At 71.7% G+C, this 14,251-nt stretch carries 11 protein-coding genes; 5 read left to right on the top strand and 6 right to left on the bottom strand.

Annotated features, from left to right (window positions below; genetic code table 11):
* The first annotated feature begins 165 nt into the window (after nucleotides 1–165).
* Entirely contained in the window at nucleotides 166–1,560 is a 1,395-nt protein-coding gene (locus KIK05_RS03960; protein WP_214409142.1) for a cytochrome P450 family protein, read from the top strand.
* Between the two features lie 31 nt (nucleotides 1,561–1,591).
* Here the strand turns inward: KIK05_RS03960 and KIK05_RS03955 are convergent, their stop codons facing one another.
* Together KIK05_RS03955 and KIK05_RS03950 are read right to left on the bottom strand one after the other, a co-directional pair.
* Nucleotides 1,592–2,413: an SAM-dependent methyltransferase gene (locus KIK05_RS03955; protein WP_214409141.1), complete on the bottom strand. Its 822-nt coding sequence runs from the start codon at nucleotides 2,411–2,413 to the stop codon at nucleotides 1,592–1,594.
* 100 nt (nucleotides 2,414–2,513) lie between these two features.
* Nucleotides 2,514–3,266, bottom strand: a complete 753-nt coding sequence (locus KIK05_RS03950; RefSeq protein ID WP_308249733.1) for a sulfite exporter TauE/SafE family protein — start codon at nucleotides 3,264–3,266, stop codon at nucleotides 2,514–2,516.
* A gap of 326 nt (nucleotides 3,267–3,592) precedes the next feature.
* On the opposite strand from KIK05_RS03950, the gene KIK05_RS03945 reads away from it, so the two are divergent.
* The 3 genes from KIK05_RS03945 to KIK05_RS03935 all read left to right on the top strand — a co-directional run bounded on the left by KIK05_RS03945 (nucleotide 3,593) and on the right by KIK05_RS03935 (nucleotide 5,604).
* Nucleotides 3,593–3,916: a hypothetical protein gene (locus KIK05_RS03945; RefSeq protein ID WP_214409139.1), complete on the top strand. Its 324-nt coding sequence runs from the start codon at nucleotides 3,593–3,595 to the stop codon at nucleotides 3,914–3,916.
* 97 nt (nucleotides 3,917–4,013) lie between these two features.
* A complete protein-coding gene (locus KIK05_RS03940; protein WP_214409138.1) occupies nucleotides 4,014–4,859 on the top strand; it encodes a class I SAM-dependent methyltransferase in 846 nt (281 codons plus the stop codon).
* A gap of 97 nt (nucleotides 4,860–4,956) precedes the next feature.
* Nucleotides 4,957–5,604 carry a TetR/AcrR family transcriptional regulator gene (locus tag KIK05_RS03935; RefSeq protein WP_214409137.1) on the top strand — a complete coding sequence of 216 codons (648 nt, stop codon included), beginning with the start codon at nucleotides 4,957–4,959 and terminating at the stop codon, nucleotides 5,602–5,604.
* A gap of 18 nt (nucleotides 5,605–5,622) precedes the next feature.
* Here KIK05_RS03935 and KIK05_RS03930 read toward each other — a convergent pair whose 3' ends face one another.
* The 3 genes from KIK05_RS03930 to KIK05_RS03920 form a co-directional block, all read right to left on the bottom strand.
* Nucleotides 5,623–6,582: a glucosyl-3-phosphoglycerate synthase gene (locus KIK05_RS03930; protein ID WP_214409136.1), complete on the bottom strand. Its 960-nt coding sequence runs from the start codon at nucleotides 6,580–6,582 to the stop codon at nucleotides 5,623–5,625.
* Nucleotides 6,583–6,688: 106 nt separating this feature from the next.
* A complete protein-coding gene (locus KIK05_RS03925) occupies nucleotides 6,689–8,470 on the bottom strand; it encodes a cellulase family glycosylhydrolase (protein ID WP_214409135.1) in 1,782 nt (593 codons plus the stop codon).
* A 199-nt stretch (nucleotides 8,471–8,669) separates the two neighbouring features.
* Nucleotides 8,670–10,139, bottom strand: coding sequence for a helix-turn-helix domain-containing protein (locus KIK05_RS03920; RefSeq protein ID WP_372455564.1), 1,470 nt, complete (start codon nucleotides 10,137–10,139; stop codon nucleotides 8,670–8,672).
* Between the two features lie 366 nt (nucleotides 10,140–10,505).
* Between KIK05_RS03920 and aceA the strand changes: the two genes are divergently transcribed.
* Complete coding sequence (gene aceA / locus KIK05_RS03915; protein ID WP_214409134.1) at nucleotides 10,506–11,798, top strand: isocitrate lyase; 1,293 nt, start codon at nucleotides 10,506–10,508, stop codon at nucleotides 11,796–11,798.
* A gap of 375 nt (nucleotides 11,799–12,173) precedes the next feature.
* Here aceA and KIK05_RS03910 read toward each other — a convergent pair whose 3' ends face one another.
* The gene (locus KIK05_RS03910; protein WP_214409133.1) at nucleotides 12,174–13,928 is read right to left on the bottom strand and encodes a serine/threonine-protein kinase; all 1,755 of its coding nucleotides are present in this window, start codon (nucleotides 13,926–13,928) and stop codon (nucleotides 12,174–12,176) included.
* Nucleotides 13,929–14,251 lie beyond the last annotated feature (323 nt).

The following is a 14,251-nucleotide window of genomic DNA, read 5'->3' as shown; positions in this document are numbered from 1 at the left end:
GGGGATTCGACGCACTCCCATCGGGATGTGTCCGAAAAGTGTCGCCTTTCACATCAACCGGTGATGAGGAGGCTCCATCTTTTCTTCCACGTCGGCGTCACGACGTGACCGCTCTCGGGCGGAAGGCAGGCTTCGTGCCGTGACGGAGAGGTGGAGCACCCCTTGATGCCTGACGCCTGGGCCGCATCGATCCCCCAGCCGCTGTCCTCGATGCCCCTCGAGCCGCTCCTGACCAGGGACTACGACTCCCACCCCGCCCTGGTCCACGAGCGGCTGCGCGGCCGGTTCGGCCCCGTCGCCCCGGTCGAGCTGCTGGGTGTGCCGGTCTGGCTGGCGCTCGGCTACAACGAAGTGCTGCAGATCCTGCAGAACGAGGGCGACATCTGGAGCAAGCATCTCGACCACTGGCGGTGGAAGCAGGAGGGGCGCGTCCCGCCGGACTGGCCCCTGATGCCCGTGGTCGACCTCCAGAACTCCTACACGCAGGAAGGGGCGCCGCACCTCAGGCTGCGCGAAGCCTGGAGCGCGGCACTCGCGCCGTACCAGGACCCCGCTCACCCGCAGGCGCAGATGCTGACCCAGGCCATCGGGCGGTACGCCGACGACCTGATCAACGTGCTCGCGGAAGGCGCCTCCCCCACCGGGTGGGCGGACCTGTCGGCGCAGTTCGCGCGGCCGCTGCCGCTGATGGTCTGCTGCCGGCTCCTCGGGCTGGACAACGACCGGGGCGACGACTTCCTCATGGACGTCTGGCGGGTGATGGACGCCGCTCCGGACGCGGCGGTGGCGTTCCAGCGGGTCATGACCTCGATCACCGACCTGGCGGCCACCAAGATGACCCGTCCGGGCGAGGACATGGGCTCCTACATGCTGGCGGCCGTCCCGGACCTCACCGTCGAAGAGCTGGCGCGCGAGCTGGTGGTGCTGCCGGGCATGATCGGCGACTACATCGGCTCGCTGATCTGCAACACCGTCGTCGAGGTGATGACCAACCGCGACGTGCGCACCAGCCTGTCGCAGGGGACCATCGACGAGACGATGAACCGCGTGGTGCTGGCCAGCCCGCCGTTCGCCAACCTCAGCTTCCGCTTTCCCCTGGTGGACGTGAAGCTGGGCCGGTTCGTCATCGCCGCGGGCGACCCGGTGATGCTGTCCATCGCGGGCGCGCACGCCGACCCGCTGTTCGCGGGCACCCTCGATCCCAACGCCCTGCGCAGCACGCGCGCCCACCTGGCCTGGGGGGCCGGGCCGCACCGCTGCCCGAGCCAGCGGCTCGCCACCCGCATCACCGCGATCGCCGTCAGCCGGCTGTTCGAGCGCTTCTCGAGGGTACGGCTCGCCCTTCCCGCCGACCAGTTGCCGTGGCGGCCGTCCCCCTTCATCCGGGCGCTGCGCGCGCTGCCGGTGCAGTTCGAGCTCGCCCCGAACCACGTGCCCGGCCCGGCGGCCACCCCGGGCGCGGAGCCGGGAGCGCCGCAGGCGGGCGCCGCGCCCGCCGCCGGGGAGACGCCCCGTTCCGCGCTGTGGCGCTTCCTCCGCACCCTGCGCCGGGAGCGCTAGCGAACGCCATACCGGGGCGAACGACGGTCCGTCAGGGCTTGCGGGCGATGCCGGCGTACCCCATCCGGGCCATCTCCTCGTCCACGAACATCGGCGTGTCGGCGTCGACGAACGGCCAGACGCTCTCGGAGGGCAGTCCCGTGGCCAGACCGGGCGGGATGAGTTCGAAGTCGCCGAAGAAGCGCAGGATCTCCTGCCCGGTCCTCGGGCAGAACGGGCTGTTGGCCTGCCGGTAGAGCTCGACGATCCGCGACGTCCGCTCCGGGGCGGCGTCGCTGCCGACGTGGGAGATGGCGAGGTAGCTGCCCGGCGCGACGGCGTCGCGGTAGGCGGCGACGAAGCCGTGCGGGTCGTCCTCGTCGGGAATGAGATGCAGCAGGAACATCATCAGGACCGCGACCGGCTCGCCGAAGTCGATCGTCGTCCGGACGTCCGGGTGGTCGAGGATCTCCTTCGGCCGCCTGACGTCACCCCGCACCATCACCACCCGGTCGCCCTCGGCGAGCAGGGCACGGCCGTGCGCGCAGACGACCGGGTCGTTGTCGACGTAGACCACGCGCGCCTCGGGTGCGAACCGGAGGGCGACCTCGTGGACGTTCTGCTGCGCGGGCAGCCCCGATCCGAGGTCGAGGAACTGGGTGATCCCCTGCCGGGTGAGGTACTCGACGACGCGGCCGATCAGCCTGCGATTCTCCCTGGTGCCCTCGCGGGTCTCGGGCATGGCGCTCAGCACCAGCTCGGCGAGGTCCCGGTCGGCCTGGAAGTTGTCCTTCCCGCCCAGGAAGTAGTCGTACATCCGCGCCGCGTTAGGGATGTGCGGGTCCACTCCGGGTGGTGGCTGCTCTGTCGACATCAACGTCCTTTTGCGTCACACCTGGTAGCGATCACCAGATTAACGGTAAACGTTACCTTTTCCCGGTATCTCGCTACGTAAGACACGCTTGGGCGTGGGGCTACAGGTACGCGTCCACGCCCAGCTTGACCGCGACGAAGAGGCCCGAGACGGCGGCGGCGAGGCGGAGCGTGCGGCCGGGCAGCCGCCGGGCGATCGCCGGGCCGACCCAGCCGCCCACCAGGAAACCCGCCGCGAGCGGCAGCGCCACCCCCCACCGCACCGGCCCGAACAGTGCGAACCCGACCGCCGCCACGCCGTTGGCCAGGGCGGACAGCACGTTCTTGACGGCGTTGAGCCGGACCGGCGAGTCGCGGATCGCCGAGGACAGCACGGCGAACATCAGGATGCCGCCGGCCGCCCCGAAGTACCCGACGTAGATCGAGACCGCGAAGATCCCCGCGCGCAGCGCCCACTCGTTCCGCTCCCGGGCGGCGAGGGCGAACCTCTCCGGCCGGGGCGCGCGGACCAGCAGCAGGCTGGCGGCCGCGATGAGCCAGGGGGCGATCATGCCGAAGGTCTGCGACGGCGTGATCAGCAGCAACGCCGCCCCGGCCATGCCCCCCGCCGCCGACAGCCAGCCCAGGCGGGCCACCTGCCCGCCCTGCCCGGCGAGTTCGGGGCGCGACCCGGCCGCCGCGCCGATGCCGGTGAACACCAGCGAGACGGTGTTGGTGACGTTCGCGGTGAGCGGCGGCAGCCCGAACGCGAGCAGGGCCGGGTAGGAGACGATCGAGGCCAGGCTCACCACCGTGCTCACCACGCCCGCCAGCACCCCGACCCCGGCCAGCCCCAGAACATCAGCGACGGTCACGAGCCCACCCAACCACAGCGGGCCGCGGCGAGATCGGGCGGGTCCGTCAGGGGGACGGGAAAGCCGCTGGCAGGAAACGGCCAATAACGGGCAACTTGTTGCCGCCGGAACGCCTGGCCCGCCGGATCCGGAAAAGGCAGAGTCGGTGATGGAAGAACCGACCGCCGACGAAACGGCCTCCAGCGAAAAGGAATCAGGAAATGAAGACCGGCACCGCTTTCCCGGGTACGTCCGAAAGGACCGCCACATTCCCCGCCGCACCCTCGCCCACCGCCCGCTCACGTGTCGTTCCCGGTACGACCTGGGACTGAAGGGAGCATCCGGCCATGCTGGTCGTGTTGACGATGCGCCACGTGACGGGACGCCCGTCCGACACCGCCCTCATCGACGGCAGCGGAATGCTGGCACTCCTGCCCCGGCAGTGGAGCAAGGAATTCCACCAGGGGTCGCGCTACGCCGCCATAAGAATTCAGACCGACGACGACACCGGGACCGGACTCGTCCGCGCCCAGGTGGCCGCGATTCTGACGAATCCTGAAATGAGCAACTGGGAGTTGCTCACCTGCGAGGCCCTGATCGACGCCGCCCCCAGGGCCCTCGTCCCGGCCGCGAGCCCCCGCCACCCTCTGCGGCTCGCCGGCTGGAACTGAGCCGCCTCCGCGCGACTTCCCTCCCGGGCCGCCCGGCGGCTACAGTTGTGAACGCTCGTTCATGAACAGGCGTTCATAATATCCTTGGGAGGGCTTGATGGGCGGGATCGTCAACACACAGCAGGCCGAGGCGTGGAACGGCTACGAAGGCAACCACTGGGCCGACAACCACGACCGGTACGACGCGGTGAACAACGGGTTCAACGACCACCTGCTGGAGGCCGCCGCCCCGGGCGAGGGCGACCGGGTGCTCGACGTCGGATGCGGGAACGGGCAGGTCACGCGGCTGGCGGCCCGCCGGGCGCACAACGGCCACGCGACCGGGCTCGACCTGTCGGCGCCGATGCTGCGCCGGGCGCGCGAGCTGGCGGCGCGCGAGGGCGTCGCCAACGTGACCTTCACGGAGGGAGACGCGCAGGTCCACCCGCTCCCCGCCGCCGCCTTCGACGTCGCCGTCAGCCGGTTCGGCATCATGTTCTTCGCCGACCCGGTCGCCGCCTTCGCCAACATCGGCCGCGCGCTGCGGCCCGGCGGCCGCGTCGCCTTCCTCAGCATGCGGGGCATCGGCGAAAGCGACCTCGGCCCGGTCTTCGCCGCGATGCGACGGCACCTCCCCGGCCTGGTCGGCGGCCGGGGACCGCACGAGCCGGGGCCGGAGTCGATGTCGGATCCGGCGCGCATCCACGAGGTGCTCACCGGCGCGGGATTCGAGAAGGTGACGGCGACGCCCGTCGAGGCGCCGCAGGTCTGGGGGCGCGACGTCGAGGACGCTGCCGCCTTCCTCGGCGCGTGGGGCCCCGTCCAGCACATCCTCGGCCAGGTCGACGCGGACGCCGCGCGGCGGGCCCGGGAGGCGTTGACCGAGGCGCTGCGCCCCTTCGCCCAGCCCGACGCCGTCCGCCTGAGCGGCGCCGCCTGGCTGACCACCGCCGTCCGCCCCTGACCACCCGGCGCGGGACCGCCGGATGCGTCTCGGCGACGCGCGGGCGCGAACCGGGTGGTCCCGCTGCCGGGCGGGCACGTCAATACGATGTGGCGTGATGTCTCCGAGAAAAGCGGCCGTGCTGCGGGCCGGGGGTGGCGACCGGACGCTGCGCGAGCACCTGATCGCGACCGCCGAACGCCTCATCGCCGAGCAGGGCACGGCCGGGCTCACCGTCCGGACGATCGCCCGCGAGGCGCGGGTGGCCGACGGCGTGCTCTACAACCACTTCGCCGACAAGGAAGAGCTGCTGGCGCTGGCCCTGCACGCCCACGTGCGGTCCGTCGAGCGCGGGCTGGGCGAGCCGCCGCGGCGGGCCGGCGAGGGCACCGTGGAGGCGAACCTGCGGGCCTACATCGCCCGCGGCCTGGCACTGCACGTCGCGATCATGCCCGCCTTCGCCGGCCTGCTGCACCAGCCCAAGGTGCTGGCCCGGTTCAAGGACCTGCCCAACCCGCTGGAGGGCGGCCTCGGCCTGCGCGACGCCCTGACGGCGTACCTGCGCGCCGAGCGCGACCTCGGGAGGATCGCGCCGGACGCCGCCGTCGAGGCGGCGGCCACGATGATCGTCGGAGCGTGCCACGAGCTGGTGCTGCCCCGCGTGTTCGGCGGCGACCCACCGGCCGCCGAAGCCGTCCCCGGCGACCTCGCCGACGACCTGGTCGCCACCCTCCTGAAGGGCATCGCCCCCGCCGGGCCCCCGTGAGCACCCGGCGGGCGGGCCTCAGCGGGCGGGACGGGAGGCGGCGTACTCGGGGACGTCGATCATCGGGGGCCGCTCGGCCACGGAGACGTCGCGATGGAGCGGCACGTGGCCGGTCGCACCGCGGCTGAACTGCGTCAGGCCCGGCGAGGGGACGTGCAGGGGGATCATCCTGCCCTGGCGTTCCAGGCGCGCCCAGGCGGTGTGCATGATCTGCCCGGCCATCACGCCGAGCGCCTCGGTCGACTGGTGGGAGTGCACCCGGCGGCCGAGGTCGACCTGGGCGAGGGCGTCCAGGCCGGCGTGTTCGAGCAGGTCGACGAGCAGGCCGAACTCCACGCCGTACCCTGTGGCGAACGGCACGCGTTCGAGCGCCTCGCGCCGCCCGGCGTACTCCCCGGCGAGCGGCTGGACGAACCCGGCCAGCAGCGGCCAGTGCAGGTTGAGCATCGGCCGGGCGACGAGCTCGGTGACCCGCCCTCCCCCGCCCTGCACCTCCTGCAGCGGCCGGTCGTAGCAGCCCTTGACGTACACCACCGAGGGGTCGGCGAGGAGCGGCCCGAGCAGGCCGGTGACGAACGAGGTGCGGAACTCGCGCAGGTCGGCGTCCACGAAGACCAGCAGGTCGCCGGAGGTGGCGGCGAGGGACTTCCACAGCACGTCGCCCTTGCCGTCCATCGGCGCCAGGGCGGGCAGGATCTCGTCCTGGCCGAAGACCTTCGCCCCCGCCTGCACCGCCTGGGCGGCGGTGTCGTCGGTGGAGCGGGAGTCGACGACGACGAGCTCGTCCACCAGCGGAACGGCCTCGACGAGGTCGCGCCGGATCGCCGAGACGATCTCGCCCACCGTCTCGGCCTCGTTCCTGGCCGGGAGCACCACGCTGATCGTCGTGGTGCCCTTGCGGGCGAGCAGGCGCTCCACCGGCCAGTCGGCCGAGGCCGTCGTACGGTCGCGCAGCCAGACCTCCACCTCAGGCAGCACGCCCGATCCCCCTGCCCCCTGTCGCCTCCTGTAACACCCGATATCACTTTATGCGCAGGAAAGAACCGGGCCCGACAGGGGATCGGGCCCGGTTCCGGACGGGGTGCTACGACAGGGGGTTCTGGGTGAGCAGGTGGGCCTTGAAGCCCTCGCCGTAGGTGCTGGTGGGGGTGCCGTTGTAGTCGGTGATGAGCACGTTGCCCTGACCACAGCCCCACGGGTTCCAGGTCCACGCCGTGTACCCGATGCCGTGCGCGTCGGCCCACGCCATCACCTGGTCGATGTAGTCGTGGGCGCAGGAGTTCTGGCCGATCTCACCGGCGTGCACCGGCACCTGCGCGGCGACGGCCCCGACCTGGCTGTCCCAGCAGGAGACCGTGGAGCAGGTGTTGAAGTTGTAGGTGTGCCATGCCGCCATGAGGTTGCCGGCCGGGTCGGCGGGCTTGTAGGTGAGCCACTGGCTCAGGTCGTTGGACCAGGCCAGACCGCCCAGCATGATCACGTTGGTGGCGCCGGTGGCGCGCACCGTGTCGACCAGCGACTGCATGCCCGCCACCTGGTAGCCGATGCCCGTGCAGGTGCCGCCGTCGCGCCAGCAGGTCCAGGCGGCGGTGGCGTTCCAGTTGGCGGCGGCGTCGGGGTAGGGCTCGTTGAACAGGTCGAAGACGACCGCGTCGTTCCCCTTGAACATGGTGGCCACGCCCGTCCAGAACGCCGGCGCGTACTGGGCGTCGGGCATCGGCTTCTGGCAGGTCGCCGCGGTGTCGGAGCAGCCGGCGCCCTGACCGCTGTACTGACCGTGGTTCCAGTGCATCTCCACGATCGGGGTGATGCCGTTGGCGACCAGCAGGTTCACGTAGTCCTTGACGTTCTGCTGGTAGGCGGCCCCGCTGGGCGAGCCGCTGGTGCCGTTCCAGCACTCCTCGTTCAGCGGGATCCGGACCGCGTGGATGTTCCAGGCCTTCATCGCGTCGACCGAGGCCTGGTCCACCGGGCCGCTGTCCCACATCCCCTTGCCCTGTACGCAGGCGAACTCCCCGCTGGCCCGGTTGACGCCCAGCAGGCGGTAGGCGGCGCCACCGGAGGTGAGCAGCTTGTTGCCCGAGACGTGCAGGGCCGGTGCCGCGCCGCCCCCGCCGCCGTCGTTGTCGGCCTCGGTCGCGGTGACCGTGACCGAGGTGAGGCCGGACGAGGCGACCGTGATCGCCCGGGTGCCGTTGACCTTGTCGGCGTCCTCCGCGGCGCGGAGCGTCACGGTCTGCGGGGTGTTCCAGTTGGAGGTGGTGAAGGTCAGGCCGGCGCCGCCGCTCACGGTGATGTCGCTGTCACCGGCGCCGGCGGTGCTGGTGACGGTCACGTTGCCGGTCGGCTGGGACCGCAGGCGGACGCCGTAGGTCGCGGTCCCGCCCTCGGGCACGCTCACGCCGGTCGGGGAGACGACCAGGGCCTGCGTCGTCCCTCCCCCGCCGTTGCCGGCGCAGCTGACGGCCGGGGCGGTGTTGACCCCGCCGGTGTAGGTCCCGTTGAAGCCGACGGTCCAGGTCGCCCCGGTGCCTTTGGCCGCGTTGTAGGAGAGGGGGGTGATCTTGATGGCCGCGCCCGCCGGGGTGGGGGCCGCGGGGGCCGGCACGCCGTCCCACATCTGGGTGATCACCTGGTTGTCGGGGAAGTCGAAGCTCAGCGTCCAGGTGGTCAGCGGGTCGCCGGTGTTGGTCACCGTGATGGTGGCACCGAACGCGCTGCCGTTGTCCCAGGTCTTGGCGTAGGTCGCCGAGCACGAGACCGCGGCGTCGGCAGCGGTCCGGACGGTGGCGAGCCCGAATCCGGCGAGGAGCACGGCGGCCGGGACCGCCAGGGCTCTGCGCCACGAGTTCCAGGGGATTGGCATGGGGATTCTCCGTGACGAAACCGAGGGGAAGAAGCGGCCGGAGGGCCTCTCCGGCGCCTGGGAGCGCTCCCACACGATCTCCCCGACCCGCTCGCCTCGCAAGAGCCCCCGCTCGCCCGCTCGCACGGCACCTCACCGACCTCGGACCGGACGGGGAACGCCGCTGAAACTTTCAACCGGGCACGCCGAACCCCTCGGGTCAGCCGCCCGCGTGGCGCTCCAGGAACGAGTAGACGTCGGCCTCGTCGACCCCCGGGAACGACCCCGGCGGCAGGGCGGCGAGCACGTGGGAGTTCGCCCGCGCGGACGGCCACGCGTAGCCCTCCCAGCGCTGGGTCAGCTCCGCCGGCGGGCGCCGGCAGCAGTCGCCCGCCGGGCAGTTCGACCGGGTCCTGTTGGTGGTCTCCCGGCCGCGGAACCACCGCGACTCGCGGTACGGCACGCCGAGCGTGATCGCGAAGTCGCGCTCCCTGGACGGATCGACGTGCGCGACGCAGAAGTACGTGCCGGTGGGGGTGTCGGAGTACTGGTGGAAGACCGAGAAGCGGTCGGGCGAGACGAAGACCTGGCGGCCGGACCAGTGCAGGCACATGCGCTGCCCCTCGATCGCGCCCTGCTCGTCGGCGGGGAAGACGATGCCGTCGTTCTCGTACGCCTTGTAGATGATGCCGCCAGCGTCGTTGCGCACGAAGTGGCACACCAGGTCGAGGTGGTGGGTGGCGAGGTTGGTGAAGCGGTGCGCGGCCATCTCGTAGGAGACCGCGAACACGTCGCGCAGGTCCTCCACCGACAGGGCCCTGTCCTGCTTGGCCTCCTTGAGGTACGGCACGGCGGCGGCCTCCGGCACGAGCACGGCGGCGGCGAAGTAGTTCGCCTCGGTGCGCTGGCGCAGGAAGTCGGCGAAGTCGCGCGGCTTGTGGTGACCGAGGGCGAGGTGGCCGAGGGTCTGCAGCAGGATGGTTCGCGGGGTGTGCATACCAAGCTGCTCGTGTTTGACATAGATGCGCCGGTTGCGTAGGTCGGTGATCGAGCGCACGGACCGGGGCAGGTCCTGGGCGGTCTGCACGGTGTACCCGAAGTGCGTGACCAGGGCCTGCACGGTGCCCTGCGAGAGCGCCCCCGTGCGGTAGCCCACGGCGGCCAGGGCCTCGGCGGCGGCCGTCTCGATCCCGGCGAAGTAGTTGCCCTGCTCGCGCTGCTTGCGCCGCAGCTCGGCGTTGGCGGCCCTGGCCTCCTCCGGGGTGGCCGTGCCCTTGGCCTCGCGCGAGCGCAGCTCCTCGTACAGCCCGAGGATGTGCTCGAGCACGTCGTTGGGCACCCGGGCCGAGACCTTCAGCTTCGGCAGGCCGAGCGAGGCGTAGATGGGGTCGCGCTGCGCCTCCTCCAGGGCGATCTCGAGCTGGGCCCGGCGGTTGGGCGCCTGGCGGCGCAGCAGCTCCTCCACCGGCACCCCGAGCGCCGTCGCCAGGGCCTTCAGCAGCGACAGCTTGGGCTCGCGCTTGCCGTTCTCCAGAAGGGACAGCTGGCTGGGGGCCCGGCCGACCCGCTCGCCCAGCTCCGAAAGCGTGAGGCCGCGCTGCTTGCGCAGGTGCTTCAAACGCTGGCCGAACGCCAGCAGGTCGAGCTCCTGCGTCAAAGACAGCGGTTCTTCTCCCAGCAAGGACGCCATACCAGGATCCTAGGCGAAATTTCTACACATCTTCCAGTGACGCCACCGGCGACCCGCCGTCCGGCCGGCACCGGGAGGCGACGGCGAGGGTCATGCGGTCCTTGGCGCAACGTTCGAGATCAAGGAAGAGGCGAAACGCCCTCATCTGTAGCGATATGTGGTGGTTTATCCGGCGGCCGCTCGTGACCTGGCTCACAAGAATTGGTCTAGTCCATAATGAAAACTTTGCGTTTCTTGCTAGAAGAATACCGGCGAGTATTCACTTAAGACGAAAGAACCAGCAGATTTCTCGCGGTCAGGCTTGATGACGCTCGCCAGCCGTCGCAGACTCGAACCAAGCCCCCAGAGGACGGCAAAGGAGTCAAAATGGAAGATCGCCTCAAGGGAGCTGCAGACGAGCTGCGGCGAGAGTGGGAGAGCAACCCGCGCTGGAAGAACGTCGAGAGGACCTACACGGCCGAAGACGTCGTTCGCCTGCGCGGCTCCGTGCAGGAGGAGCACACCCTCGCCCGTCTCGGCGCCGAGCGACTGTGGTCGCTGCTGCAGACCGAGGACTACGTGCACGCGCTGGGCGCGCTCACGGGCAACCAGGCCGTGCAACAGGTCAAGGCGGGCTTGAAGGCCATCTACCTGTCCGGCTGGCAGGTGGCGGCCGACGCCAACCTGGGCGGTCAGACCTACCCCGACCAGAGCCTGTACCCCGCCAACTCGGTTCCCGCCGTCGTGCGCCGCATCAACAACGCGCTGCTGCGGGCCGACCAGATCACCTGGTCGGAGGGTGACGGCAGGGCGCCGTACTGGCTGGCCCCGATCGTGGCCGACGCCGAGGCCGGCTTCGGCGGTGTGCTGAACGCCTTCGAGCTGATGAAGGGCATGATCGCCGCGGGTGCGGCGGGAGTGCACTGGGAGGACCAGCTCGCCTCGGAGAAGAAGTGCGGCCACCTCGGCGGCAAGGTGCTGATCCCGACCGGCCAGCACATCAAGACCCTCAACGCGGCCCGCCTCGCGGCCGACGTGTCCGATGTGCCGTCCCTGATCATCGCGCGGACCGACGCTCAGGCCGCGACGCTCCTGACCAGCGACGTCGACCCCCGCGACCAGGCCTTCACCACCGGCGACCGCACCGCCGAGGGCTTCTACCGGGTGCGCAACGGCGTGGACGCCTGCATCGCGCGCGGCCTGGCCTACGCGCCGTACTCCGACCTGCTCTGGATGGAGACCTCCACGCCCGACCTGGACGTGGCGCGGCGCTTCGCCGAGGCGATCAAGGCGGAGTACCCCGACCAGATGCTGGCCTACAACTGCTCGCCGTCGTTCAACTGGAAACAGCACCTCGACGACTCCACCATCGCCAAGTTCCAGCGCGAGCTCGGCCACATGGGGTACCGCTTCCAGTTCATCACCCTGGCGGGCTTCCACTCGCTGAACCACTCGATGTTCAACCTCGCGCGCGGCTACGCCGAGGAGGGCATGACGGCATACGTCGAGCTCCAGGAGGCCGAGTTCGCGTCCGAGGCGAAGGGCTACACCGCCACGCGGCACCAGCGCGAGGTCGGCACCGGCTACTTCGACCTGATCAGCACGGCGATCTCGCCCGACTCCTCGACGGTGGCGCTGAAGGGCTCCACCGAGGCCGAGCAGTTCGCGCACGCGCACTGATCCGGCGTCCGTAGTAAGTAAGCAAGGCACCCGCAACCCCCGCGAACCCGCGGGCTCGTCCGGTAAAGATCCGCTTGGGCAGGCGGCCCCCTCCGGACGGGCCCGCGTTCCGCGCCTACGCCGCCGTCCGGCGGACGATCTCCCGGGCGAGCACCGCGCAGTGGCGCGATCCGCGTGCGGGCGGGTCCGTGGTAGACCGCGTTGGTGCAGAGGACCACGTAGCGGCCCGTGCGCGGGGCGCCGCGCCGTCGTCGTGCGCGCTCCCCCAGATCCTCGGGGCGCCGGGCAGGCGCCGCTCGGTCGGGGTGACCCGGTGGGTGCGGACGACCGGCCCGCAGGCGGTGGTGGCGAGCGGCTCGGCGTAGGGAGCGGTGTTCAGGCCGAGGGCGAATCGCTGAGTGTGGGGGCGGGCGTCGGCGGGCCGGACTCGCCGTCGCCCCACTCGGGGATCTGGCTGACGCTGACCGTCGGCCTGGGGTCCTTCGTCGGCGACGGCCGGCCGGTCGGGCCCGAATCGGGATCCTTGGTCCTGCCGCAGGGCTTCTCCTTGCCGCGCTTGGTGGTGCACGTCGGGGAGGGCTGTGGCTGCGGCTCGGGAGGCCGGGAGGTGGTGCGCTGCCGGCTGGGCGAGGGCAACGGCGTCCGCCAGGGGTCGTCGGGCACGGGCGTGCCACCGGCGGTGGCCCGGCCGCGCGGCGGCCGCGTCGTGATCACGGCGGGGGCGGGCGTGATCCGGGAGGGGTGATCGGGCTCCTCCACCTCGTGCCGGGCCGCGGCGGTGACGCCGGGCGCCGGGCTGTCGCGCGGCTTCAACGGAACCCGGGACCCGTCGACGGGCACCACCACCGGCACCTGCTGAGGATGTCCGGAGCTCGGGTCGACCTTGGTGCCGCCGCCCGCCGCCACGACGGTCATCGCCGCGATCGACACCGTCGCGAGAGCGGCGAAACCGGCGTGCGAGACGTGCCCGCGCCGGGCCGAACGGCGCGCCGTCCGCGCCCCCGTCGTCGCGGCGGCCCCGGAGGCCCCGCCGCCGGTGGGTACGCCGTCACCCCCGCGCTCCCTGGACGCGCCGCCGCCGTATCCCGCACCGGTCGGGTGCGCCCGCCCGTCCCCGGCGGCCCCGCCGCCGTACGCCGGACCGGTCGGGTACGGCCGCGCGTCCGCGGCGGCCCCGCCGTACCACGGGCCTGCGCGCGACCCGGCCGCACGGCCGTCACCGATGAAGGCCCCGTCGCCCGTGAACTCGCCGACGGTCAAGGCTCCCGCGTCGGCGGGATGCGGGACCGGCGCCCAGATCTCCTCCAGCACGGCCGCCACGGCCTCACGCAGCCCCCAGGAGGGGTCGACTCCCCCGGCCCGCAGCAGCCAGGCCAGCAGCGCCACGGCGTCCGGGCGCCGCTCCGGCTCCTTGGCCAGCGCGGCCGAGACGGGGGCGATCAGGAGCCGGGGCACCGACACCAGGCGCGGCTCCTCCACGAGGATGCGCCGGGTGAGCACGTCGACCTCTCCCCTGCCGAACGGATGGTGGCCGGTCGCGGCGTAGGCGACCAGGCATCCCCAGGCGAAGACGTCGGAGGCCGGGATGGCGGGACCGCCGGTGAGGCGCTCGGGCGCCACCCAGCCGGGGCTGCCCATGATCTGGCCGGCCTGCGTGTGGGCCACGGCGGCGTCCAGGTCGCGGGCGATGCCGAAGTCGATCACGCGGGGGCCGTGCGGGGACAGCAGGACGTTGCCGGGCTTGAGGTCGCGGTGGACGAAACCGGCGTCGTGGATCGCGACCAGGGCGGCCGCGGAGCCCAGCGCGACGCCGTAGGCGAGGTCCGGGGTCAGGGGGCCGCGCGCCGAGACGACCTGGGCGAGGGACGGGCCGGGGATGTGCTCGGTGACGAGATAGGGCCGGTCGCGGTCGACGCCGTCCTCCAGGACGGCGGCCGTGCAGAAGGGCACCACGCGGTGGGAGAAACGGACCTCTTCGGCGAAACGCGCCCGCAGTGTCGGATCGGCCAGGTGGAGGGCGTGCGGGGTCTTGAGGGCGACGAGACCGCCCTCGGGGCGTTCGGCGAGGTAGACCACCCCCATGCCCCCGGCTCCCAGGCGGCCGAGCAGGAGGTAGCGCCCGATGATCACCGGGTCGCCCACCGTCAGCGGCCGAACGCCCGGCGGCGTCCCACTCGGGACGCCTGCTCCGCCACGTGCCATCCGGAGGTGACCTCTCTTCGAGGAGTACGGCACAGGACACTGTGTCTCTCCCGAAGGGCATTCTGCGGGAACTAGTTCGAAGTGGCATGAGAGGTAAGACGACTCATCCCTCCAGGTAAGAAACCCGTGTGACAGGTGTGACCGATGCGCCCCACATCGCCGGGGTTCAGTCGGCCGGTACCGTGAGGGGAGAGCTTCGGGCCAGGGAGAAGCAGGCCTCCTCCTCCTGGGCGAAGTGCAGGGTCAGCACG

This window comes from Sphaerisporangium fuscum (genome assembly GCF_018531465.1).
Classification (GTDB): Bacteria; Actinomycetota; Actinomycetes; order Streptosporangiales; family Streptosporangiaceae; genus Sphaerisporangium; species Sphaerisporangium fuscum.
The sequence above is the reverse complement of the archived record's forward strand: the minus strand, read 5'-3'. Positions and strand labels throughout refer to the sequence as shown.